This is a genomic window from Sandaracinobacter neustonicus, from assembly GCF_006385875.1.
In the GTDB taxonomy this organism is placed as follows: Bacteria; Pseudomonadota; Alphaproteobacteria; order Sphingomonadales; family Sphingomonadaceae; genus Sandaracinobacteroides; species Sandaracinobacteroides neustonicus.
In genome coordinates this window covers 51,364-74,327 of record NZ_VFSU01000021.1, presented here as the reverse complement: position 1 = coordinate 74,327, position 22,964 = coordinate 51,364, and the positions used below count along the sequence as shown (strand labels likewise).

19 protein-coding genes are annotated in these 22,964 nt (G+C 66.9%); 6 read left to right on the top strand and 13 right to left on the bottom strand.

Features of this window, described 5'->3' with window-relative positions; genetic code table 11:
* Positions 1-2: 2 nt before the first annotated feature.
* Both FJQ54_RS07695 and FJQ54_RS07690 read right to left on the bottom strand, forming a co-directional pair.
* Positions 3-1,358, bottom strand: a complete 1,356-nt coding sequence (locus FJQ54_RS07695; RefSeq protein WP_235890360.1) for a peptide MFS transporter — start codon at positions 1,356-1,358, stop codon at positions 3-5.
* Entirely contained in the window at positions 1,355-3,853 is a 2,499-nt protein-coding gene (locus FJQ54_RS07690; protein WP_140927832.1) for a penicillin-binding protein 1A, read from the bottom strand. Before FJQ54_RS07690 ends, FJQ54_RS07695 begins: the two co-directional genes overlap by 4 nt.
* A 554-nt stretch (positions 3,854-4,407) precedes the next feature.
* Between FJQ54_RS07690 and cobA the strand changes: the two genes are divergently transcribed.
* The 5 genes from cobA to FJQ54_RS07665 are packed head-to-tail and all read left to right on the top strand — an operon-like array spanning position 4,408 to position 8,219.
* Complete coding sequence (cobA, locus tag FJQ54_RS07685; RefSeq protein ID WP_140927831.1) at positions 4,408-5,187, top strand: uroporphyrinogen-III C-methyltransferase; 780 nt, start codon at positions 4,408-4,410, stop codon at positions 5,185-5,187.
* Positions 5,181-5,459 carry a DUF2849 domain-containing protein gene (locus FJQ54_RS07680; RefSeq protein WP_328592165.1) on the top strand — a complete coding sequence of 93 codons (279 nt, stop codon included), beginning with the start codon at positions 5,181-5,183 and terminating at the stop codon, positions 5,457-5,459. Before cobA ends, FJQ54_RS07680 begins: the two co-directional genes overlap by 7 nt.
* A complete protein-coding gene (locus FJQ54_RS07675) occupies positions 5,460-7,088 on the top strand; it encodes a nitrite/sulfite reductase (RefSeq protein WP_140927830.1) in 1,629 nt (542 codons plus the stop codon).
* Complete coding sequence (locus FJQ54_RS07670; RefSeq protein WP_140927829.1) at positions 7,081-7,479, top strand: DUF934 domain-containing protein; 399 nt, start codon at positions 7,081-7,083, stop codon at positions 7,477-7,479. The genes FJQ54_RS07675 and FJQ54_RS07670 overlap by 8 nt, the downstream gene beginning before the upstream one ends.
* On the top strand, positions 7,476-8,219 hold the full coding sequence (locus tag FJQ54_RS07665; protein WP_140927828.1) for a phosphoadenylyl-sulfate reductase: 744 nt from the start codon (positions 7,476-7,478) through the stop codon (positions 8,217-8,219). The genes FJQ54_RS07670 and FJQ54_RS07665 overlap by 4 nt, the downstream gene beginning before the upstream one ends.
* A 197-nt stretch (positions 8,220-8,416) precedes the next feature.
* On the opposite strand, the gene alr is transcribed toward FJQ54_RS07665, so the two are convergent.
* The 6 genes from alr to FJQ54_RS07635 form a co-directional block, all read right to left on the bottom strand.
* A complete protein-coding gene (gene alr / locus FJQ54_RS07660) occupies positions 8,417-9,430 on the bottom strand; it encodes an alanine racemase (RefSeq protein ID WP_235890359.1) in 1,014 nt (337 codons plus the stop codon).
* A gap of 665 nt (positions 9,431-10,095) precedes the next feature.
* Entirely contained in the window at positions 10,096-12,480 is a 2,385-nt protein-coding gene (locus FJQ54_RS07655) for an arylsulfatase (protein WP_140927826.1), read from the bottom strand.
* Positions 12,477-13,493 (bottom strand): glutathione S-transferase, encoded by a 1,017-nt coding sequence (locus FJQ54_RS07650; protein WP_140927825.1) that lies wholly within the window; start codon positions 13,491-13,493, stop codon positions 12,477-12,479. The genes FJQ54_RS07655 and FJQ54_RS07650 overlap by 4 nt, the downstream gene beginning before the upstream one ends.
* Positions 13,474-15,117 (bottom strand): sulfatase-like hydrolase/transferase, encoded by a 1,644-nt coding sequence (locus FJQ54_RS07645; RefSeq protein WP_235890358.1) that lies wholly within the window; start codon positions 15,115-15,117, stop codon positions 13,474-13,476. The genes FJQ54_RS07650 and FJQ54_RS07645 overlap by 20 nt, the downstream gene beginning before the upstream one ends.
* The gene (locus FJQ54_RS07640) at positions 15,114-16,184 is read right to left on the bottom strand and encodes an MBL fold metallo-hydrolase (protein ID WP_140927824.1); all 1,071 of its coding nucleotides are present in this window, start codon (positions 16,182-16,184) and stop codon (positions 15,114-15,116) included. Before FJQ54_RS07640 ends, FJQ54_RS07645 begins: the two co-directional genes overlap by 4 nt.
* Positions 16,181-17,452, bottom strand: coding sequence for a DsbA family protein (locus FJQ54_RS07635; protein WP_181160038.1), 1,272 nt, complete (start codon positions 17,450-17,452; stop codon positions 16,181-16,183). Before FJQ54_RS07635 ends, FJQ54_RS07640 begins: the two co-directional genes overlap by 4 nt.
* Positions 17,453-17,609: 157 nt before the next feature.
* On the opposite strand from FJQ54_RS07635, the gene FJQ54_RS07630 reads away from it, so the two are divergent.
* Positions 17,610-18,194 carry a TetR/AcrR family transcriptional regulator gene (locus FJQ54_RS07630; protein WP_181160037.1) on the top strand — a complete coding sequence of 195 codons (585 nt, stop codon included), beginning with the start codon at positions 17,610-17,612 and terminating at the stop codon, positions 18,192-18,194.
* Here FJQ54_RS07630 and FJQ54_RS07625 read toward each other — a convergent pair.
* The 5 genes from FJQ54_RS07625 to fliD form a co-directional block, all read right to left on the bottom strand.
* On the bottom strand, positions 18,177-18,794 hold the full coding sequence (locus FJQ54_RS07625; RefSeq protein WP_140927821.1) for a hypothetical protein: 618 nt from the start codon (positions 18,792-18,794) through the stop codon (positions 18,177-18,179). The two genes, FJQ54_RS07630 and FJQ54_RS07625, sit on opposite strands and share 18 nt — an antisense overlap.
* A 62-nt stretch (positions 18,795-18,856) precedes the next feature.
* Complete coding sequence (locus tag FJQ54_RS07620; RefSeq protein WP_140927820.1) at positions 18,857-19,471, bottom strand: DedA family protein; 615 nt, start codon at positions 19,469-19,471, stop codon at positions 18,857-18,859.
* Positions 19,468-20,439 (bottom strand): glutathione synthase, encoded by a 972-nt coding sequence (gene gshB, locus FJQ54_RS07615; protein WP_140927819.1) that lies wholly within the window; start codon positions 20,437-20,439, stop codon positions 19,468-19,470. The genes FJQ54_RS07620 and gshB overlap by 4 nt, the downstream gene beginning before the upstream one ends.
* A gap of 307 nt (positions 20,440-20,746) precedes the next feature.
* A complete protein-coding gene (locus tag FJQ54_RS07610; RefSeq protein WP_140927818.1) occupies positions 20,747-21,187 on the bottom strand; it encodes a flagellar export chaperone FliS in 441 nt (146 codons plus the stop codon).
* A gap of 12 nt (positions 21,188-21,199) precedes the next feature.
* The gene (gene fliD / locus FJQ54_RS07605) at positions 21,200-22,696 is read right to left on the bottom strand and encodes a flagellar filament capping protein FliD (protein ID WP_181160036.1); all 1,497 of its coding nucleotides are present in this window, start codon (positions 22,694-22,696) and stop codon (positions 21,200-21,202) included.
* Positions 22,697-22,964 lie beyond the last annotated feature (268 nt).

The window sequence follows — 22,964 nt, the reverse complement described above, 5'->3', positions numbered from 1 at the left end:
GTTTAGGGGGCAGGGATGGCTTCGGGCAAGCCTTTTCCTGCGCCGCCGCGGTTCCACACCAGCAGGCGGAACAAGAGGAAGCCCACGCCGCCCACCACGGCAAAGCCCGCGTGCATCAGCCAGAAGGAGACGGGCGACATGGTGGAGAACAGGCCGCCGATCCAGCCGACCAGCGCGTTGCCGCCCACAAGGCACAGATAATAAAGCCCGATCACCGTGGAATTCAGGCTGGCGGGTGCGCGCCGCGCGAACAGCGCCAGCGATACGGGCATCATATGCGCAAAGCCGATGGAGTTCAGCACATGGAACAGCACCGGCAGCGCCAGCCCGATCTTCCCGCTTTCGCCCTGCACGGCGGCGGCCACCAGCGCCATCATCCCTGCGAAGCTGAACAGGCTGCCGATCAGCAGCTTGCCAACTTCGTCCGGCTCTTTGTGGTTGATGGCCCACCAGCGCCAGAACAGCGCCACCCCGGCCAGAAACGAGACGGAGACGATGGCGTCCAGCGTGATCAGCCATGTGGTGGGCAGTTGCGTGCCCCGGAACTGCAGATCGAAGGCGCCATCGCCCCACAGCAGATAGGCGTTGAAAATCTGCTGGTTGGGCACCACCGCAATCGCCAGCACCGGGATCAGCATCAGCAGCCCCAGCGTCTGCCGCCATTCCGTGGGCGTCAGCTTCGGCCGCGCCGCGCCCTTCACCCGCGCCGGTTCCGGGCCGAGATACTTTTGCCCGGCCACATAGATGGCCAGCCCGATCACCATGCCGATGCCCGCCGCGCCAAAGCCCCAGTGCCAGCCCTTGGTTTCCCCCAGCGTGCCCACGATCAGCGGCGCGGCGATCACGCCTGCGTTGATGCCCAGATAGAAGATCTGGAACGCGTCCGCCCGGCGGTTGTCCTCCGGTCCATAGAGCGCCCCCACCTGGCTGGCGATATTGCCTTTGAACAGCCCGGTGCCCACGATCAGGCACAGCTGCGCCAGCAGAAAGGCCGGTTCGAACGCCATCAGAAAATGGCCGACCGCCATTGTGATCGCACCCGCCAGCACCGTCAGCCGCTTGCCCAGCCAGCGGTCTGCGATCATCCCACCTGCAATCGGCGTGAGATAGACGAGGCTGGCGTAAAGCCCGAAGATGGCGCTCGCCAGCGGCTGGCCTTCCAGCCCGCCCAACAGCGATTGCAGCGGCTTCAGCAGCCACACCCGCTCGAAATTGCCGGGCAGCAGCAGATATTTCACCATGTAGAGCACGAGCAGCGCCTGCATCCCATAATAGGAAAAGCGCTCGAACGCCTCGGTGAACGAGAGATAGCCCAGCCCCTTGGGGTGGCCGAGGAAGGCGCGGTCGTCCGTGCTCAATAGATGCCGCCCTGCTGGCGCAGGAAGTCGCTGTCGGATTTCACCCTTGCCTTGGGGGTGGCGGGTTGCAGCGCCTTCAGATCATCGGCGGTGCGATAGATGCGGCGCGGTTCGCTCTCGGCCTTGAAGGCTTCCCAGATCACCGCCGATTTCGGATCGGCGGACGGCCATGCGCCATAGACGCGGCGGCCGGAGCGGCGGTCGATCCGCACCATGCGCACACCTGCCGGGGCGAGGAAGGGCATGGGCTCCTGCGGATTGTCCTTGAACGCCTCTGTATAGAATTGCTTCCAGATCGGCGCGGCGAAGGTGCCGCCCTGCAGCCCGCCCAGATTCCGGGGCTTGTCATGGCCGATATAGAGGCCCGCCACGATCGTCGGCGTGCCGCCCACGAACCAGACATCCTTCGGCCCGGTGGTAGTGCCGGTTTTCCCGGCGATGGGCACATCCAGAGAGCGAAGCACGGCCGCCGTGCCGCGCTGCACCACGCCCTCCATCATGTGCGTCGTCTGATAGGCGGTGCGGGCGTCCATCACCTGCCGCCGGGTGTCGCGCGGGCGGGGCATGGCCTGCCCCTGCCAGTTGGCGGCATTGCAATTCTCGCACGGCCTTGGATCGGCGCGATAAAGCACCTTACCGTTTCTATCCTGCACCAGATCGAACAGCACCGGCTCCACCGCCTTGCCGTTGTTCAACAGCATGGAATAGGCGTTCACCAGTCGCATCGGCGTGGTTTCGCCCGCGCCCAGCGCAATTGCCAGCACCGGCTGGTAATCGCCGATGCCCAGATCCTTCGCCAGCTTCACCACATTGTCCATACCGCTGTTATAGGCGATGCGGATCGTCATCAGGTTGCGGGATTGCTCCAGCCCCCAGCGCATCGTCTGCGCCCCGGCATAGCCGCCGGAGAAGTTGCGGAAGCATTTGGTGCCAAGGCTGCGCGACTGATAGACGCAATAGGGCGCATCAGAGACGATGGAGGCGGGCGTCATCCCATTGTCCAGCCCCGCCGCATAGACGAACGGCTTGAAGCTGGACCCCGGCTGCCGCATCGCCTGCGTCGCCCGGTTGAAGCTGGAGCCCTTCACGTCGAAGCCGCCCACCATCGCCAGCACCCGGCCGGTCTGCGGATCCTGCACCACCATCGCGCCGGACACTTCGGGAATCTGCCGCAAGCCATAGCTGCTGCCCGCAATCTGCGCGACGGGGATCACATCCCCTGCCTTCAATTGCTGCCATGCGGGCGCACCGTTGCGCGCCCGCATCGCGTCGCCGTTGGCCAGCCGACCCTTGGAGCCATCGGCAAAGCCCAGCGTCATGCCAGCGCCATCCTTGCCCAGCACCACAGCGATCTTCCATTCCGGCACGCCCGCGCCCACCGGCGCGGCGCGCAGGCGGTTTTCCCAGCCCTCGCCCGGATCGATGCTGGCGGCAGGCCCGCGCCAGCCGCGCCCGGCATCATAGCGCAGCAGGCCGCTGCGAAGCGCCTTTTCGGCAGCCGCCTGAATCACCGGATCGATGGTGGTGCGCACCCAGAGCCCGCCCGCATAGACGCTGTTCGGCCCGGATTCGGCATCCTCGCCGAACTTGTCGATCAGCTGGCGGCGGACTTCCTCGATGAAATAGCCGCCAATGGCAGACTGCCGGTTCGCCACCCCGCCTGTGGTGGTGACGATGGGCGACGCCTTCAGCACCACCGCCTGCTGCTGGGAGATAAAGCCGTTGTTGGCCATCTCGCCCAGCACATAATTCCGCCGCTCCAGCGCGCGCTGGTAGTTGGTGCGCGGGTTATAGTTGGACGGGGCCTTCAGCAGCCCGGCCAGAAACGCCGCTTCCTCGGGCCGAAGTTCGGCCGCCGGCTTGCCGAACCAGCTTTGCGAGGCTGCTTCCACCCCATAGGCATTCCGGCCGAGAAACACTTCGTTCAGATACAGCTCAAGGATCTGCTCCTTGGTGAACTGGCTTTCGATCCGCTTGGCCAGAATCGCCTCACGCAGCTTGCGGCCGATGGTGACTTCGTTGGTGAGCAGCAGGTTCTTCGCCAGCTGCTGGGTGATGGTGGAGGCCCCCACCGGGCGCTTGTCACTCGCCAGTGACTCGATGTTGGTGATCACCGCAGTCAGGATCCCGGCGTAATCGAGACCGGAGTGGCTGAAGAAAGTTTTATCCTCCGCCGAGATCACCGCATGCACCACGGCGGGCGGAATCTCGGAATAAGGCAGATAAACCCGCCTCTCCCGCGTGAAACTGTGGAACGGCGCGCCATCGGTGCTGCGCAGGGTGGTGGGCAACGGCGCCTGATAATTGGCAAGGCTGGCCGCATCCGGCAGCCCACGCCCCACCAGCAGCCACAACAGCAACAGCCCTGCCACCCCCAGCGCGAACAACACACCAAGAGCGATCAGGGCTTTCCGGGGCACCCGCCCCACCATCGCCCGGGCCTTGGCAAACAGGCCGGGAACGGGGGCGTCAGCCTCTGGGGTGACGGCATCCATCCTCCGCCTTTAGCGCGGCAGGCGAGCTTCGCAAATGCCGGGATGCACGCCTGATCGCATGCGGGGTGGATTTTGGGTGTGGTGTGGGCGTTGGGGTTGGGGGCCTCCGGCGGCCCGGGCTCTGCCCGGGACCCGGCAGGGGCGTGACGCCCCTGCACCCCCCGATGTTTTTATAGCGACTGTTGGGCGGGGGCGTTGCGGGCGCGCGGGTGGAGTTTATTGCCTGCGGCGCTTTCGCTTTGCGAGTTTAACCGTTGCGGATCAGGCCCGACGGTAACACCCCCTCTCCATCTCTCCCCCTTGCAGGGGGAGAGGGCTTTGTAGCGCCGCAGGCAATCGAATCTGATCACACAAACGTCGCTTGAGATAAGCCGCAACGCCAATATTGAGGGTGCAGGGAAATCATTTCCCTGCTGGGTTCCAAGGGCAAAGGCCTTGGCCGCCGGAGGCAACACAACCCCACCCCACCCAAACCCAGCCGCAATAGCGATTTTTGTCCCTCCCCAAGATTTCGCATCTGGCGGGATGCGTGCAACGCGCGCATCAGCGGCGGCATGGAACAGTCAGGGCAATTGTGGCTTGTGGGTGCCGGTCCGGGGGATCCGGATTTGCTCACGCTGAAGGCGGCGCGTCTGATCGGCGCGGCGGATGTGCTGGTGCATGACGGGCTGGTGGGCGAGGGGATTTTCGCGCTGGCCCGCCCTGATGCGCGGCGGATCAGCGTGGCGAAGAGCCGGGCGCGGCACACGATGGATCAGGGCGAAATCAACGCCTTGCTGGTGCGGCTGGTGCGCGAGGGGTTGAAGGTTGTGCGGCTGAAGGGCGGTGATCCGTTCGTGTTCGGGCGCGGCGGCGAGGAGCTGGAGGCGGCGCGCGCGGCGGGAATCCGTTGCGAGGTGGTGCCGGGTGTGTCGGCGGCGCTGGGCTGCGCGGCGGAGGCGGGCTTGCCGTTGACGCACCGGGCGCTGTCCAGCGCGGTGACGTTCGTGGCGGGGGCCTGCAAGGGTTTGAAAGAGCAGGACTGGCGCGGTCTGGCCGGGCCGGGGCGCACGCTTGTGATCTATATGGGCGTGAGCACGGCGCGGGCGATTGCCGAGAAACTGATGGCGGACGGCGTGTCGCCGGACATGCCGGTGGCCGTGCTGGAGCGTGGGACGTTGCCAGGTGCGCGGGCGGTTCGCACGCTGCTGGCGGAACTGGGCGATGTGGTGGCGCGCGAAGCCGTGCGCAGCCCGGCGGTTCTGGTGGTGGGCCGGGTGGCGGCGCTGGCCGATGCCGAGGATGTGATGGCGCGCGACGCCGTGCGCGAATTGCAGGAGTATGTGCCGTGGTGAAACTGCTGACGGCGAACGAGCTGCTGCGCGGCGACGTGCTGTGGTGGAACGGCAGCGGCTGGAGCCTCTCCATCGACGACGCGGTTGCGGTGGAGGATGGCGAGGCGCTGATCGCGCGCGAAACCCCGGCGGAACGGGTGTGCGATCTGGCGCTGATCGATGCCGACAAGGTGGATGGCCGCTGGCGGCCGATGAAAATTCGTGAGCGTATCCGCAGCTTTGGCCCCACAGTCCGCGCCGACCTCGCGCGAGAAGGACAGGACTGGCACTAAATGTATCGTTATGACGAGATCGATCAGGCGGTCGTCGACGCGCGCGTCGACGAATTCCGCGATCAGGTGCAGCGCCGCTTGTCCGGCGAGCTGGACGAGGATCATTTCAAGCCGCTCAGGCTGATGAACGGCCTCTATCTGCAGTTGCACGCCTATATGCTGCGGGTGGCGATTCCCTATGGCACGCTGTCGTCCGCGCAAATGCGGATGCTGGGGCATGTCGCGCGGCGGTATGACAAGGGCTATGGCCATTTCACCACCCGGCAGAACATCCAGTACAACTGGATTCGGCTGGAGGAAGCGCCAGACATCCTCGCCGACCTCGCCACGGTGGAGATGCACGCCATCCAGACCAGCGGCAACTGCATCCGCAACATCAGTTCGGATCAATATGCCGGTGCCGCTGCCGGGGAGGTGGACGATCCGCGCATCTGGGCGGAACTGCTGCGGCAATGGTCCAGCTTCCACCCGGAATTCAGCTATCTGCCGCGCAAGTTCAAGATCGCCATCATCGCCACCGAAACGGACCGCGCGGCGATGAAGCTGCACGATATCGGCCTGCAACTGGTGCGGAACGACGCGGGCGAAGCGGGCTTCCGCGTCTATGTGGGCGGCGGCATGGGCCGCACGCCGATCATCGCGCCGGTGATCCGCGAATTCCTGCCGCTCAGCGATTATCTCGGCTACTGCGAGGCCATCCTGCGCGTCTACAACCGCTATGGGCGGCGGGATAATATCTACAAGGCGCGCATCAAGATTCTGGTGAGTGAGCTGGGCGCTGCCGAATTCACGCGGCAGGTGGAAGCCGAACATCTGCATGTGAAAACGCTGGGCATCGACGCGCCGCAGGCCGAGGTGGAGCGCATCCGCGCCTTCTTCGCCCCACCCGCCTTCGAAACCGGCCTGTCGGACGAGATCGACCTCTCCGATCCCGATTTCGCCTTGTGGGTGAAGCAGCAGGTCGCCCCGCACAAGGCGCCGGGCTACGCCATCGCCAACATCTCGCTGAAGCCGGTGGAGGGTATCGCCGGAGACGCCTCCGCCGAGCAGATGGAGGCCATCGCCGACCTCGCCGAGCGCTACAGCCTCGACGATATCCGCGTGACGCATGCGCAGAACCTCGTGCTGCCGCATGTGCGCAAAACCGACCTGAAGGCGGTGTGGGAAGAGCTGCGCCGCATCGGGCTGGCGGACGCCAACCTCGATCTCGCAACCGATATCATCGCCTGCCCCGGGCTTGATTATTGCAACCTCGCCAACGCCCGCTCCATCCCGGTGGCGCAGGATATCGCGCAGCGGCTCGCGCCGAAGCAGGCGGAGCTCGGCGAGCTGAAGATCAAGATTTCCGGCTGCATCAACGCCTGCGGCCACCACCATGCCGGGCACATCGGCATCCTCGGCGTGGACCGGAAGGGGGTGGAAAATTACCAGCTCCTGCTCGGCGGCTCCGGCGCGGAAGACACCAGCCTTGGCCAGATCATCGGCCCCGGCTTCGATGAAAACGGTGTCGCAGACGCAGTTGAGAAGCTGACCAACGCCTATCTCAGCCGCCGCGAACCCGGCGAGCGCTTCCTCGACACCTATCGCCGCATCGGCGTCGCCCCCTTCAAGGAGGCGGTCTATGGTTGATCTCTTCGCCATCGACGAGCGCGCCCTTCTGGCCGCCGAACCCGATGTGGTGCTGGCCCCGGAAGACGATGTCCGCACCCACGCGGGGCTCGGCAACCACAAGGTGATCGGCCTCAGCTTCCCGAAATGGCGCGACGGCCGGGGCTATTCGTCGGCCCGCATCCTGCGCGAACAGGGCTTCACCGGCGATATCCGCGCCATCGGAGACCTGACGGTGGATCAGCTGATCGCCCTCAAGCGCTCCGGCTTCTCGTCGCTCGCGCCCGAACGGCCGGTGAACGTGCAAGTCGCCGCTGCCACGCTGGCGCGCTTCCCCTACGTCTATCAGCGCGCAACAGACGCAGCGCAACCGGCATGGGCGCTGCGCCACCCGGCGGACAAGCCCGAATGAGCCTCGCCGCGCAAATCCCCGAAAGCCCCCTGTGGCACGCGGCAGACGCTCCGGCCCTCTCCGCCCGCTATGGCGCGGACAGTGCCCGCGCGCTGGCCGACGCCCTGACGGACCCGGCCTTCGGCGATGTCGCCGTCGTGTCCTCCTTCGGGGCCGAATCGGCGGTGCTGCTGCACATGGTCTCGCAAATCCGCCGCGACGTGCCGGTGCTGTTCGTGGAAACCGGCTGGCTGTTCCCGGAAACCCTGCGCTACGCCGAAGACCTCTCCGCCCACCTGCGCCTCTCAGACGTGCGCTGGCTGCACCCGGATCAGGCCACGCTGGACGCGAAAGACCCGAAGCGCCTGCGCTGGTCCTACGACCCCGACGGCTGCTGCGAAATCCGCAAAGTCGAACCGCTCGATCGCGGCCTGCAACCATTCAACCTCTGGGTCTCCGGCCGGAAATCGCATCAGAACCGCGCCCGCGCCCAGCTCAGCCTGTTCGAAACACAGGACAAACGGCTGAAACTGAACCCGCTGCACGACTGGACCAACGACAAGCTGCGCGACTACGCCGCCACCCACCAGCTGCCGCCACACCCCCTCGTCGCAGACGGATACCCATCCATCGGTTGCTCCCCCTGCACCTCCCGCGTGCAACCCGGCGAAGACCCGCGCGCAGGCCGCTGGCGCGGCTGGGACAAATCCGAATGCGGAATCCACAAAGCCCCGGACGCCGACCACGAACCGGTGTTCTGAGAGACGTAAGGCAGGGGGCTTTGCCCCCTGCACCCCCACAAGGGGCGTGACGCCCCTTGACCCCCGAAGTTTTGGGAAGAGGCCCCCGTCACAGAACGGTTTGGCCCGCATGTTGCTTCACGGGGGCCTCTTCCCAAAACTTATGGAGGTGCAGGAGGGTCACCCTCCTGCCGGGGTGCAGGGGCAGAGCCCCTGCCTTATATCTCCCACACCCGTTCGAAGCGGGGCCCGAGGCGGGTGAGGAGTTCGTACTGGGAGATGCCGGTGGCGGGGCCGAGGGTGGGGAGGTGCCAGTCGAGGCTGAGCCAGTCGCCTTCGCTAAGGTCGAGGTTGGAGACGTTGGCGGCGATCATGTCCATGGAGATGAGGCCGACGGCGGGGATTGGTTGCGGCCCGGCGTGCAGTTGCAATTTGGGGGCGGTGGCGCGGCAGATGCCGTCGGCGTAGCCGATGTTCAGGATGGCGATGCGGCTGTCTGTGGGGGCTGTCCATGTCGCGCCATAGCCGACGCTTTGCCCGGCGGGCACGGTGCGGATTTGCAGGATGCGGGCTTCGGGTGTCACCACATGGTGGGGCGTGGCGTCCGGGTGGGCCTGGCCGCCATAGAGGCCGAGACCGGGGCGCACGGCGGAGAAGCTGAAGGCGCGGCCCCAGTGAATCCCGGCGCTGTTGGCGAGGGCGTGGCTGTGTGCGGGCGTGGCGGCGGCGATGGCGCGGAAGATGTTCAGCTGGCGCAGCGTCAGCGGGTGGCCCTGCTCGTCGGCGCAGGCGAGGTGGCTGTGGATCGTGTGGATGGGGATGGCGGCGATGGCGGCGGCGATGTCGGCCGGGTCGATCCCCAGCCGGTTCATGCCGGTTTCCACCATCAGGTCTGCCATGCGGCCGGGAAAGGCGGTGGCCCACGCCGCGATCTGCGCGGTGGTGGCGAGAACGGGCCGGGCGCGGGGCAGGGCCGCAGCGGCTGCCGCGCAATCGGTGGTGAAGCCGTGCAGAATCAGCATATCCAGATCGGCACGGCCCAGCGCCAGCGCTTCGGGCCATGTCGCCACCGCGAACCCGGCTGGGTTCAGCGGTTTCAGCCGCCGCACAACCTCTTGCGCGCCCAGCCCATAGGCGTCCGCTTTCACCGCCGCATAAGCCGGAACCCCGGCCCGCGTGGCCAGATCCCGGAAATTCGCCGCCAGCGCCGAGGCGTTCAACCGAAGGCGCAAGGGAGCAGGGGCGGTCGGCATGGCCCGGTAGCTTTCGCGGATCGGGGCTGTTGGCGCAAGCCGGGTGGGGGGATTTGGGGATGAGATGAAGGGAGGAAGCAAGTCAGGAAGGCCAAGGGCTCTGCCCTTGGAACCCGGCAGGGAAATGATTTCCCTGCACCCTCAACATTTGTGTCGCGGCCCAACTCCAGCGCCGTGCGGGTGATCAGATTCCATTGCCTGCGGCGCTACGGAGGCTCTCTCTCCCCGTTGGGGAGAGAGTTGGAGAGAGGGGAGCGACGCTGGGGCTGATCCACCACCGCCTCACCACCCGCTCAGCCTGAGCTTGTCGAAGGCCCCTGAGAAGCCCACCAACCTCTCCACCAACCACCACGGTCACCCCGGACTTGATCCGGGGTCCAGCTGTTCTTCGGCAACGTTGCGGGTGGAAAGCTGGGCCCCGGATCAAGTCCGGGGCGACGTGGGAAGAGGTGGGCGGGGCATGTCCCAAAGCGCCGCAGGCAATCAAATCCCCAACCTTGCGCCCAGCGGATAGCCCCCACCCCAACCCCTCCCCTAAAGGAGGAGGGGCTATAAAAACATCGGGGGTGCAGGGGCGTCACGCCCCTGCCGGGTCCCGGGCAGAGCCCGGGCCGCCGGAGGCAAATGCCGGCCGGCGCCCGCTCTTAAACCCGCAGCGTCATTGCGTTCAGAAAGCGCATTGTCTCCAGCGGGCTGAGTGCGCTGTTGTCCACGTCGATCCGCACGCGTTCGATGGAGCCGGCGAAGGGGAAGGGGGCGGTGTAGGCCGGGGAGACGCGGTTGCCGAGGTCTGCGCCCACCGAGAAGCCATCGTAGCTGGTGGAGAAGAGGGCGTGCTCCAGCGCCTGTTCGGCGCGTTTCTGGCCGTTTACGTAGAGCGCGCCGGTGCCGATGAAGGGGCGGCTTTTCATCGTCTGGCTGTAGCGCAGTTCGGCCTTGCCCTGCGGCACCGGCCCGCCGTCGATCACCACGCGCCAGGGCAGCAGCGATTGCTCGTAAAACAGGTGGCCGTTCTTCACATAGAGGGTATATCCGGCGGGCTGGCTGCCGTGGGCCACCAGCACGCCGTCGCCTTCCACGGTGCAATCGACGATGATGTCGTGCGGCAGGCCGCAGCAGATCGGCGCGACTTCGCGGGAGAGGCGCTCGATGGGCGGGCGCAGGTCCCATTTGGCGCGGATGCCGCGCCCCTGCCTGTCCTGCACCATGCGGATCACCATTTGCCGGTCGTCCAGCGGGAACACGTTGTTGGCTTCAGCCGCGCTGCGCCATTTGCCCGCCAGTTCGGCCACTTTCTCCGGCAGTTGCGCGGAGAGGTCGTTCAGCTCGTTCGGGTCTTTCGAGAGGTCATACAGCTCCCACTTGTCCTCCGTGAAGGGGCGGCCGCGTTCGTGGCGCGTCACCAGCCGGAAGGGCGCGGCATAATAGGCGCGGTGGCCGCCCAGCTCGAAATATTGCTCGGTGCGGGTGGGGGCCTGCGCCGCCTTAAAGGTGGGGGCGATGGATTTGCCCTGCACCGGCTTCAGCTTCACGCCGTTGCGGGTGGTGGGGGCGGGCACGCCGGTTACGTCCAATATCGTGGGCATCAGATCGATCACATGCACGAACTGCTGCCGCACCGCTCCGGCGTCGGGCTGACCCTTGGGCCAGCTGACGATCAGCGGGTCCGCCACGCCGCCCAGATGGGTGAATTGCTTATAGAGGCGATAGGGCGTGTTGGAGGCGTTGGTCCAGCCGATGGGATAGTGCGGGAAGGTCGGGTCTTCGCCCATCACGCCCATCAGCTTCTGCGCCTCGGCCACCGGCACCGGGCGGCCATAGGCGGCAGCGAACACGTTGGGCGTGCCGGTTTCGGTGCCTTCGGCCGACCCGCCATTGTCGGAAAACAGCAGCACCATCGTGTTGTCGGCGATGCCCAGCTGTTCCAGCCGCTGCATCAGCCGCCCGACATTGCTGTCCAGATTGGCGAGCATCGCCGCGTAGATTTCCATGTAGCGGGCATAAAGCGCCTGTTCGGCGGCGGGGATGTCCGCCCATGGCTTCGCGCTGGAACTCAGCGGCGGCAGCTTCGTGTCGGCGGGCATGATGCCCAGCGCCTTCTGCTTGTCCAGCCGGGCGGCGCGGATGGCATCCCACCCGTTGTCATATTGGCCCTTGAAGCGGTCGCGTTCGCGGCCCCGCACCTGCAGCGGGGAATGCACGCCGGGAAAGGCCAGTTGCAGGTAGAAGGGCCGGTCCGGCTCCAGCGCTTTCTGGGTGCCGACATAGCTGATGGCGCGGTCCGTCAGATCGTCCATCACATAATAATCGTCCGTGGTGGGTGGCTCCACCGGGGCGACGCCGTCGAACAATTCGCTGGGGCGGAAAAAGTCGGTGGAATGGCCCTGAAACCAATAGGCGCGTTCGAACCCCCGGCTGGTGGGCCAGTTGGTGTAAGGGCCATTGGCGCCATTGGAATGGGCGGAGTTCACATGCCATTTGCCCACCAGCATGCGGTTCCAGCCCGCGTCGCCCAGGATTTCGGCGATGGTCGCGGCCTCGTGCGTCAGGTCTCCGCGATAGCCGGGGTAGCCCGCGTCGACGTCGGCCAGCCAGCCCATCCCGGCATTGTGGTGGTTCAGGCCGGTCAGGAAGGCGGCGCGGGTGGGGCTGCACATGGCGGTGGTGCGGAAATTGGCATAGCGCAGGCCGCGCGCCGCCAGCGCGTCGATATGCGGCGTGGGGATTTCCGAGCCGAAGCAGCCCAGATCGGCGAAGCCCACATCATCCATGACGATCGCCACCACATTGGGCGCGCCCGGCTTCCAGCCATGTTTCGTCACGTCGATGGGGCGGCTGTCCTGAAAGCTTTCGGCGATCTCGGCCGGGCCGTCTTTCACGGCACCGGGGGTGATAAACTGCTTCGCGCGCTTCTCCACCGCCCGCGCGCCCACGGCCGCGGCCCCGGCCACGCCCGCGCCCACCGCGCCGCCCACCAGCAGGGATCGGCGGTCCAGCTTGCTGCGGCGATCATCCGCTTCGTCGGTCATGCGCGGGTCTCCAGAAAGGGCAGGCAGCCGGATTCGGCCAGTTGCGGGCGCACGCGCGCCGCATCGTCAGGCGCCAGCGCAGCCCATGCCGCCTGCAGTGCGTGCAGGCATTTCGCCTGATATCTGAAGGGCGGCTGGGCAAATCTGTGGCCCATCGCTTCAAAGCGCATGTCGGCTGCGCCCTGTTCCACCGCAGCTGCGTTCGCAGCCAGAAACGGCAGATAGACCTCGCCGATCACCGGCAGAAGTTCGGCCACCAGCGCGCCCGCCGCACCCCATTCGCCGTCTACGCCGGACAGATCGTCGATATGCGAGAGCCAGCGCAGCGCGAGCGGATAGTCGCTGCGCAGTATGGCGGCGGGGGTGGGATCGGTCGCCAGTTGCAGCAGCTGGCCATAGAGCGCGAACTCCGCCTCGCTGGGGCGGCTGCCGAACAGGAACAGCCCGTCCGGCGTGTGCCGCTCCAGCGCGGCCAGAACCCGGCGCGTGCTCGCCTCGATCAGCGCGAAATTGGCCGCCGTGCAGCCCACCAGCGGCATCCGCCCCACCTGCCGGTCGCGGAACTGCGCCGCCATCGCCCCTTGCGCGGCCGCTCCCACGCCGGGCATCGCATCATACATCAGCCATGCGCTCATCTGCTGCTGGTCCGGCTCGAACAGCCAGCGATAGCCGAACATCGCCTTCGTCAGCCATTCGTCGGCGAAATCCTCGATCAGGAAGGCCAGGAATGCCTGCGCCGGATCGTCCGGCAACACCCCCCGCCCGGGGTACAACGCTTCCAGTTCGCGGGTGAGAAGGGTGGAATCATTGGCCACCGCGCCGTCGGGAAAGCGCAGCAGCGGGATCACCGGGGCCTTCACCTGCGCGAACAGCCGGGTGCGCGCGTCATGATCCTGCACCCAGATGAAGGGAAGCCGCCTATAGCGCATCAGCGCCCGCATCTTCATCGAATAGGGTGAGCCCAATGCCCCATGCAGCTGGTAAAGCCCCGCGTCAGTTGGCCCAATAGACATAGTCCTGCCCTTCCTTCCACGGCGCGTTCATCGGCACGTCGATCCGCACGGGGCCCTCCAGCAGAGCGGGCCACAGCGGCTTGGGCATCTGCGCGGCCTGCGCGACGATCTTGGCGCGCAGCTCCGCCACCTTCTCCGGCATGGCGGCGGAAAGATCGTGCCGCTCGGTCGGGTCCGCCTTCAGATCATAGAGCCACACCCGGTTCGGCCGGGCGGAGACCTGCAGCTTCCAGTCCCCGTCGCGCACCACGCGATAATCGCCGGAGCGCCAGAATAGCGTGCGCGGCGGAATCGGCTGGCCGCTTTCCAGTTCCGGCAGCAGGTTCATACTGTCCATCACCCGGTCTGTCGGCAGGGGCGAGCCTGCGGCGGCGGCTGCCGTTGCAAACATGTCCAGATGGCTGCCCACGCCTGCAACATGGGTGCCGGGCTTGATGCGCGCGGGCCAGCGGGCGAACAGCGGGGCGCGGATGCCGCCTTCGAAGAAGGTCGCCTTCCAGCCGCGATAGGGCCGGTTCAGATCGGGCATGCCCACATACCAGGCCCCGCCATTGTCGGAGGTGAACAGGATCAGCGTGTTGTCGGCCAGCCCCTCCTGTTCCAGCTTCGCCAGAATGGTGGCGACGGAGCGGTCCAGTGCCACCAGCATTGCCGCATACACCCGGTCTCGGTGATCCTTGATGTGGCCCAGCTTGTCATAATCGGATTTCAGCGCCTGCAACGGCGTGTGCGGCGCGGTATGCGCCAGATACATAAAGAAGGGCCGGTTGCGGTTGGCATGGATGGCGTTCACGGCCTGATCGGTGAAATAATCCGTCATATAGCGGTCCGGCGCGAAATTCTTGCCGCCGTTCCAGCGCACCGCATGGCGCAGATTGGCCCAGATGAAGCGGTCGATCGGATCCCATGGCAGTTTCGCATTCACCACGTCGGGCGAATCGTCCGGCAGGAACTTGGCCGCGCCCGCCAGCACCGCCAGCGATTCGTCGAAGCCCTGATTTTCCGGCCGCAGCCCGTCTGCCTCGCCCAGATGCCATTTGCCGATGTGCAGCGTGTGATAGCCCGCTCGGCTCAGCACTTCGGGCAGCATCACTTCGGATGCGGGCACGCCCATCTGCTCATAGGGCATGATGCCCTTCACCTTGTCCTTGTGAAAAATCGCCTTCAGCGGGCCGATGCCATCCCCGTGCGACAGATTCTCTGCGAAGATCGGCGGCACGGCGGTGAATTCGAAGCCGAAGCGGGTGGGGTAGCGCCCCGTCATCATCGCCGCGCGGCTGGGGGAGCAGGTGGCGTTGCCGGTGTAGAAACTGTCCACCGTCGCGCCTTCCGTCATCAACCGGTCGATGGCGGGGGTGGGCACCAGTCCGCCGCTGAAGGCGGAGATGTCGTTGATGCCCAGATCGTCCGCCACGATCAGGATGATGTTGGGCGGGCGTTTCACAGCCGGAGTGGTGGCCGTGGCCGGGCCTTGCGACCAGTTGACGGGCTGGTTGGGCTGGACCGGGTTTGTCGCCGCCGCGATCAGGCCGGGGGTGTAATACCAGTAACGTTGCCAGCCGGCATAAGCCGCCGCGCCCAGCACCACGGCAGTGCCCAGCAGGATCCAGCGTTTCTTCATCATCGGCCTCCCAATGTGGAACGGGTCATGCCGCCGGTGGCGGGCAGGCTCAGCAGATCGCGGTCGCTGGCGATCCACAGTTCGCCGTGGAAGCGGCCGCGGGCGTCGCCCAGAAATTCGCCTTCAAGGCCGCGCAGCCTGAGCGGCGGCACGATATGGGTCAGCGCCAGCGCCTTCACCCCGGCCTTCTGCGCGATGTCGGCGGCCTGTTCGGGGGTGGTGTGATAGGTTTCGATATCGCTCAGCAACTGCGCCAGCCCCGTGTTGCCCGCGTCTTTGGCGGCCTGCACCAGCACCCGCGTCAGGCGCGGTTGCAGTGCCTCATGCACCAGCAGGTCGCAGTCCTTGGCCATCTGCGCCACGGCTTCGCTGGGCGCGGTGTCGCCGGAAACGGTGATGCAGCGGCCTTTGTAATCAAAGCGATAGCCGACAGCCGGATGCACCGGGCTGTGATCGACATCGAAGGCGGTGATTTTCAGCCCGCCTTCGTTCAGCACCACGCCGCGCCCGCCTTGTAGGGCAAAGGCGCGCGGGGAAAAGCCGAAGCCCGAAGGCGGCACCAGCGCCGCGCCATGATGGGCGGTGCGATAGGTGGAATCCTGACGGTAGGCCCCGTTGAACCCGGCTGCCACTTCGCCCACGCCCACCGGCCCTTGCAGGATCAGCGGCTGGGTGGCGTGGGCGTTCACCCAGCGCTGCATCCCCAGCGGGCCGAGGCCGTCGATATGATCGGAATGGAAATGCGTGAGCAGCACGCGGTCGATCCGGGCGGCGGGCAGGCCCATCAGTTGCAGGTTGCGCGCCGCGCCTTCGCCCGCATCCACCACGATCAGCCGCTTGCCCGCGATGATGGCAAGGCAAGGCCCGGCGCGCTCAGGGTCCGGCATAGGGCTGCCGGTGCCGCAGAAGGCCGCGTGCAGGCCGTCGGGCAGGCTGGCCAGCGTGTCGGCGGCCATCGCCTGCGCGGCCCCCCGCTGATAGATGGTGAGCGCGATGCGATCACGGGCCAGAAAGCCGCCCAGCCCCGCCAGCAGCAGCGCCAGAGCCCCGAACCCAAGCCAGCGCTTCATGCAATGCCTCCTGCGATGCGGCCGAGATCCTGCTCCACCGCCCAAAGCCTGTCCTGCCCCCAATGCGCGGGCAGGTTCCCCACCCGGAAGGCGGGGACGCCCCACAGGCCAAGGCCGAACATCCGCTCGCGATTCTGCTCGGCGATGGCGCGCCAGCTTTCATCGGCCAGCGCCGCCTGCACATCAGCGGCGCTCAGCCCGGTGCGTTCGGCCAGCCCCAGCAGCCCGGCGTCGGTGGTGGCATCCACCCCTTCGGCGAACGCGCCTTGCAGGAAGCTTTCCACGAAATCCGGCCCGCGCCCCAGCGCGATGGCCCGGTGCAGCACCGCCAGCCCGCGCTCCACGCCTGTGCCCACGGGATCGCAGATGCGGCCGAAGGGCAGCCCCAGCCGATCCGCCTCGCGCTTCGTGTCGCGCACGATATACATGCGCTTTTCCAGCGGCACCGGCAGGCCGCGCATCACCATCGGCAACACCGGCCGCAGCAGCAGTTCGGCATTCCAGCGGTCTGCCAGCGCCCGCACGCGGGCGGCGGCAATGTGGGTGTAGGGGCTGCGGAAGCTCAGGAAGAACTCCAGCGGCGCGCGCCGCACATCGCCGCGCCGATCGCTCGCCTCCAATTGCCGCACCACCGGCGGGCCCATAGGCGGGCTCTGCCGCAGATCGGCCAGCCGCGCCTCCAGATGCGGCAGCCGGTCCACGCCCCAGTAACATTCACCTTCGAAGGCGAACACGCCGGGCAGATAATGCCCCGCCTTCGCCAGCGCCGCCGCACCCTCGGCCAGCGCGGCCTGCGCATCGCGTGTGGGGGCGTCAAACGGCTGCCCGCGCCACAGTGCTGTTCCCACCCGAAAGGCAGCTTCGGAAAAGGCGGCCGGATCGGTCAGCCCGGCCAGCACCCCTTCGGCGGCGCGCACCGCATCGGCCGCAGGCGCGCGCGCATCCGCCGGAAACGCCAGCCCATGCGCCGCCGCCAGTTGCCCGGCATCGCGGATGGACCATCCCAGCAACCGCTCAGGCTCGGGCGCGACTTCGGCCGCAGGCGCGGGCACCAGATGCGGCACCACGCGCAAACCATAGGCCGCCGCCAGCGCGGGCAGCAGTTGCGCGGCGAGATGCGAATAAGGGTCTGCCACACCATGAAAATAATGCAGCGTGGGTGGCTCGCCCATCAGCCGCCGCCGTATGGTGCGCACGCGCCGCAAGCCGTCGCGCAGCCGCGTGCTGGTAACCAGCGCGCTGCCACGGCTTTCAAGCTGCCTCCGCATGTCCGTGGCATCCTTGATGCGCCATTCCCTCTCCCCAGCTTGCTCCGGCGCCCTTTATATGGCACTCGAAGGGCCAATAGTGACAGGTCGGCGGGTGCAGGTCAATCCGGATCAATGGGGCCTCGACGCGCGCCCATTCACAGGCCAAGGAGGGTGCATGCAGGGAGAAACCCCCGAACGCGACGGCCGCCGCCGACGCTCGGCCGACAGCAAGCGCCGGATCGTGGAAGCGATGCTGGAGCTGGTGCGCGAAGGCTCCATCTCGCCCAGCGCGGATGAAGTGGCCGCGCGCGCGGGCGTCGGCCGCCGAACTGTGTTCCGGCTGTTTTCCGATATGGAGGGCATCTACACGGAAATGCAGGCGATCATGCGCGATCAGGTCGCCCCGGTGCGGGCGCTGCCTCTGCTGGGCGATACGCCGACTGAGAGGCTGCACGCGCTGATCGACCGCCGCGTGCTGTTTCTGGAGCAGGTGATGCCCGTGGCGCTGGCGGCGGGAATCCACCGCCACCATTCGCCGCAACTGCAAGCCGATCATCTGGCGATTCAGACGGAATTGCGCGCCATCCTGTTCGATGTACTGGGCAAGGATCTCGCGCCGGACCCGACTTCACGCGAAGCGCTGGACGCGATCCTCAGCATCGACATGTGGCGGCGCCTGCGGCTGGAACAGGGGCAGTCCCCCGCCGCCGCCGCGCAACTGCTGCACCGGATGACGGACGCGCTACTTCAGGCCGAGTGACGCCAGCGCCGCCAGCAGCGCCAGCAGCAACGCCACCCACAGGCGCGGCCCGACGAACAGCTTCATCATCGGCTGCGTGGGGAAGGAAAAGGTCTCCCGCGTGCCCAGCGACTTATAGGCATGCACCGGCCCGAACGACGGGTCGGCGGCCAGCGCCAGCAGGTCGCGGCGGCTGCGATAACGCATGAATCCCACGATGGACCAGCCCGGATCGGCCGGCACATCCCCCCACGCATCCACATAGGGCCCGACCTTGCGCGCGACGATGGCCGGATGCCCGCCGCGCGCCACCAGCCGGCGGATGAAGTGGCGGGTGTAATGATCCAGCATGGCGCGACCCTCAACGGGCTCCCCGCTGATGGGATGCGGCACCAGCCCCGGGGTCACCTTCACAAGGTTCAGCATCACGAACTCGCGCCCGTCATCCGCTTCCAGAAACTGGCGGAACTGCCCCGTATCGGTGCCCGCGCTGCCGCCGCGCGCGGCGATGGCGGCCAGCCCTTCGTCGATCTCGGCCGCCGTCAGCGGCCCGCGCCAGCCGTCATACCACAGCCGGAACAGCAAATAAGCCACCAGCGCCCCTGCGAACGGCCACCACATACCTTGTCTCCTCCCGATCTATTGGCACCGAGAGTATCGTTAGATTGCGGCGATGAAAACCCCTACTCGGGCTTCTTGCGCTTCCAGCGATTCCACATGATCACCCGCACCAGATAGATGCCGAAGCAGATCAGGATCACACCGGTAGAGAGCGGCCCCAGAATCCGGTCGATCTCGTCGAAATTGCGGCCCAGATAATAGCCCGCCAGTGTGAGGCCCATCGTCCACAGGAAGGTGCCCAGCGTGGAATAGATCATGAAGGTGCGCACGTTCATCCGAACCAGCCCGGCGGGCACCGAAATCAGCGAGCGGATGGTGGGAATGATCCGCCCAACCCCCACGAAGCCCGCGCCATAACGGTCGAACAGCGCGCGGCCCTTGGCGATCTCCTCCTCGTCCATGGTGAAGATGCGGCCATAGCGCACCAGAAAGCCCTCGAACCGGTCCAGCCCCAGCTTCCACGCCAGCGCGAACCAGAAGATATTGCCCGCCATCGCGCCAGCCGTGCCCGCCAGCACCACGCCCGCCAGCGATCCCCCCTGCTGCGCCACATTCACGCCCGCCAGCGGCATGATCACTTCGGATGGAATGGGCGGAAACACCGTTTCCACGAACATCAGGAAGGCGACGCCCCAATACCCCCAATTGTCGAGCAGATGGCCGATCCAGTCGTTCATTGCGCGGCTTTCAGCATTGCCACCCGGTCCCAGAACAGGGCGGGTATGTTGGTTCCGTTGAAGCGATCAATGGCGACGATGCCGGTGGGCGAGGTCACGTTGATTTCCGTCAGCCGCCCGGCGATCACGTCGATGCCCACGAACAACAGGCCCAGCCGCTTCAGATCCGGCCCGATGCGGGCGCAGATCAGCTGTTCGTCGGGCGTCAGCTCGGTGGCGTGCGCCGATCCGCCGGCGGCGAGGTTGGAGCGGATTTCCCCATGCTTGGGCATGCGGTTGATCGCGCCCGCAGGCTCGCCGTCGATCAGCACGATTCGCTTGTCGCCCTTTGAAACGTCTGGGAGGAAGGCCTGCACCATGAAGGGCTCACGCCACACCTGCCCGAACAGCTCCACCAGCGCGGGCAGGTTGGAATCACCCGCCCCCACATGGAACACCGCCGTGCCCGCATTGCCATAAAGCGGCTTCACCACGATCTCGCCATGCTTCGCCCGGAACGCCTGCGCCGCCGACAGAGAGCGCGTCACCAGAGTGGGCGGCATCAGTTCGGCGAAGTTCAGCACGAACAGCTTTTCCGGCGCGTTGCGCACGCTGGCCGGATCATTCACCACCAGCACGCCTTGCGCCTGCGCCAGCTCCAGCAGGTGGGTGGCGGTGATATAGGCCATCTCAAACGGCGGATCCTGCCGCATCAGCACCACGTCGATATCGGCCGCCAGATCCAGCCGCTGCGGCTCGTCCAGCCAGCGGAAGTGCGGCTCTCCTGCGTTGCCGGGGCGCATCACTTCCACGGCGCGGGCGGTGGCGACCACACGGCCCTCCTCCCAATCCAGCTGATCCGCCAGATAATGCCACAGGCGGTGCCCGCGTGCCTGCGCCTCCAGCATAAGGGCGAAGGTGGAATCGCCCGCCACATTGATCTGGTTCAGCGCGTCCATCTGGACGGCAATTCGCAAGCCCCGTGCCATGGAACCGGGTGATAGGGGTTGGGGCGAAAAAGCGAAACCCCCTCGCGCGGCGGGACGATCATTGGCGAGCCTGTTCTTTGCGAACAAGCCCTCCCGCTCGCTCAGGCCCCCTCTCCGCCGCTCAGGCTGAGCTTGTCGAAGCCCGTGGAGCAGGCCCACCCGGCTCAGCCCTTGCGCGTTCACGCCGGGGGCTTCGACAAGCTCAGCCTGAGCGGCGGAGAGGGGGCCTGCGGAGAGGGCGGGGGCGGCGATAACCGCTAAAAGGCTGACGGGTTAGCAAAGACTATGATCGAGAAATGCGTTCCCGTCAGTTCGCGGGCGCGCCCCGCAACTGCGCCGCCATTTCCACCCATGCCGCGCGGATTTCACCCACCGAAGCCAGCGCTTCGCCCAGCCCATCGGCGCGGCCATCCAGCAGGCGGTTGCGCAGCAGGCCATAAACATCGTGCAGCGCCGCGGCGACATCGCCGCCGCGCGCGGTGTCCAGCGTGGTGTCCAGCCCCTCCACGATGGTCAGCGCCCGTTCGGTGGCGCGCAGGCGGCGGGCGGAATTGCCGAAACGGGCGGCCTCATGCGCATCTCGCAGCAGCGATTCCAGCCGCTGATACAGCATGGCGACAAGCTGGTGCGGCGAAGCGCCCGCCACCCGCGCGTCCAGCGCGATAAGGCCATAGCTTTGCAGGCCGGAATTTGGTGAAACGGCGGTCGGTCGGGTGGCGGTGTTCGGTCTTGCGAGGGTGTCCAGCATGGGCGTCTCCTGTCAGCTATCGGATTTGGTCCACAGCGCGATCTGCTGCTGCAGATAGGTCAGCAATTGTTTCGATTGCCCCACGGCAAGGTCCAGCTTGGTGAATTGCAGGGTGTAGCTGTCGGTCAGCCGCTCCATCCGCTCATCCAGCGCGGTGCGGTCCCTGGCAATCGCGGCGGCTTCGGTGGCAAGGGCCGTGGGCTGCCCGGCCTCCCCGTCCACCGCCAGCTTGAACAGCGCCGCCATCTGCCGAAGCGGCCCGGCGGCGGTGGTGACGCCCGACGTGGTGGTAGCCGGGGCGTTCAGCGCCACGATCAGCTTCTCCACCGCCTGCGGCTGCGTCGCCACGATCTTCGCCAGCCTGGTTTCATCCACGCTGTACGATCCGGTGCGGTCCACCGTGATTCCCAGATCGGCCAGCATGGTGGGGGCCGTGCCGTCGGCTTCCAGCAATGGCCGGGTGGACAGGCTGCCCAGCATCTGCACCACCCGCCGCGTCGTGCTGTCAGACACCAGCGCGCCCGCCGTCGCCGCGCTGCTGCCCGCTCCGGCGGAAAGCTCGCGGCCGAAACTTACCAGTTGATTCAGCGTTTCCGCGACATCGCGCACCGCCTGTGACAGTTCACTCGTGTCGCGCTGCGCCTCGATCGTCACCAGCGTGCCGGGGCTGGCCTTCTTCAGTGTCAGCGTCGCGCCGGGCAGCAGATCGCTGACTGTGTTGGAGGATCGCTTCAGCTCCAGCCCGTCCACGACCAGCAGCGCGTCAGACGCCGCCTGCGTGCGCGACAGGCTGCTCTCCACGCCCGCCCCGAAGGCATAGGCAGACAGCGCCGCATCGCCTTCGGCCGCGATGGTAAAGCCCTGCGCCTCCCCCGTCGCGCCGCGAATCTGCAACCGCGATCCCGACGAATCGGTGAGGATGCGCGCCTCGATGGCAACGCCCGCGCTTGCTGCCGCATCGTTGATGGCGTCACGCAGGCCCGTCAGCGAATCATCCTCCGGGCCGATCGTCACCACCAGATCGCTCAGCGTTCCGGCCGTGAACCCCGTGGCCGCGCCGCTGCCGCCCACGCTGCCAAAGCTGAAGGTCAGCGTGCCCTGCCCCACCGCCGCGCCCGCATCGGCCACCGCGGCAGACGACAAAGTCTGCCCCTGCGCCAGCGACCACACCTCGATCTGCTGGGCAGGCAGCACCGCGCCGGCCGAGAAGCTCAGCCCCAGCACGCTCACGTCGGACACGGAGGCGATGGCGGAGAGCACACCCGAACTGATCCGGCTTTCCAGCGCGGACACCACGCCGTCCAGCCCGGTGCGGAATTGCCCCAGCGCGGAAATGCGCGCGTCTACCCGCGCCTGCCGCTCGTCCAGCAACTTGGTGCGCGGTTCTTTCTCGGCCGCGACAAGGCTCGTCGTCAGCGCTTGCACGTCGATGCCGGACCCGGCGTTCAGAGACTGGATCACACTGCTCATGCCGGTGGAAACGGCGGCCGCGGCCAGTGCTTTAGCCACCCGCCCTTGCCGAGGCCGCAAGCGCCTGCTAGCTGAACCGTCACAGGCATGTTGGCCTGGAAGCCGGGGCGGGACCGCTGGGACCGCAGACCGCCGCCGAGCTTCCGGTTTGATGCCGCCCGGGCAGCCGCGCCGATCCTGTGCGCGGGCCGTCGTTCCCGGGCAGACTGTCGGGGTTGAATGCACGCGATCAGGCACGCAGAATCTGGAACAAGGCCGGGGGCGCACCACGCCGCGCCGGTCTCCGGTCTGCCATGCCCGCCTGCCG

What these genes read in the sequence shown, in the direction of transcription:
- FJQ54_RS07690 (WP_140927832.1), bottom strand. Translation starts at nt 3,853, where the DNA reads ATGGATGCCGTCACCCCAGAGGCTGACGCCCCCGTTCCCGGCCTGTTT.
- cobA (WP_140927831.1), top strand. Translation starts at nt 4,408, where the DNA reads ATGGAACAGTCAGGGCAATTGTGGCTTGTGGGTGCCGGTCCGGGGGAT.
- FJQ54_RS07675 (WP_140927830.1), top strand. Translation starts at nt 5,460, where the DNA reads ATGTATCGTTATGACGAGATCGATCAGGCGGTCGTCGACGCGCGCGTC.
- FJQ54_RS07670 (WP_140927829.1), top strand. Translation starts at nt 7,081, where the DNA reads ATGGTTGATCTCTTCGCCATCGACGAGCGCGCCCTTCTGGCCGCCGAA.
- FJQ54_RS07665 (WP_140927828.1), top strand. Translation starts at nt 7,476, where the DNA reads ATGAGCCTCGCCGCGCAAATCCCCGAAAGCCCCCTGTGGCACGCGGCA.
- FJQ54_RS07655 (WP_140927826.1), bottom strand. Translation starts at nt 12,480, where the DNA reads ATGACCGACGAAGCGGATGATCGCCGCAGCAAGCTGGACCGCCGATCC.
- FJQ54_RS07650 (WP_140927825.1), bottom strand. Translation starts at nt 13,493, where the DNA reads ATGTCTATTGGGCCAACTGACGCGGGGCTTTACCAGCTGCATGGGGCA.
- FJQ54_RS07645 (WP_235890358.1), bottom strand. Translation starts at nt 15,117, where the DNA reads ATGATGAAGAAACGCTGGATCCTGCTGGGCACTGCCGTGGTGCTGGGC.
- FJQ54_RS07640 (WP_140927824.1), bottom strand. Translation starts at nt 16,184, where the DNA reads ATGAAGCGCTGGCTTGGGTTCGGGGCTCTGGCGCTGCTGCTGGCGGGG.
- FJQ54_RS07635 (WP_181160038.1), bottom strand. Translation starts at nt 17,452, where the DNA reads ATGCGGAGGCAGCTTGAAAGCCGTGGCAGCGCGCTGGTTACCAGCACG.
- FJQ54_RS07630 (WP_181160037.1), top strand. Translation starts at nt 17,610, where the DNA reads ATGCAGGGAGAAACCCCCGAACGCGACGGCCGCCGCCGACGCTCGGCC.
- FJQ54_RS07625 (WP_140927821.1), bottom strand. Translation starts at nt 18,794, where the DNA reads ATGTGGTGGCCGTTCGCAGGGGCGCTGGTGGCTTATTTGCTGTTCCGG.
- FJQ54_RS07620 (WP_140927820.1), bottom strand. Translation starts at nt 19,471, where the DNA reads ATGAACGACTGGATCGGCCATCTGCTCGACAATTGGGGGTATTGGGGC.
- gshB (WP_140927819.1), bottom strand. Translation starts at nt 20,439, where the DNA reads ATGGCACGGGGCTTGCGAATTGCCGTCCAGATGGACGCGCTGAACCAG.
- FJQ54_RS07610 (WP_140927818.1), bottom strand. Translation starts at nt 21,187, where the DNA reads ATGCTGGACACCCTCGCAAGACCGAACACCGCCACCCGACCGACCGCC.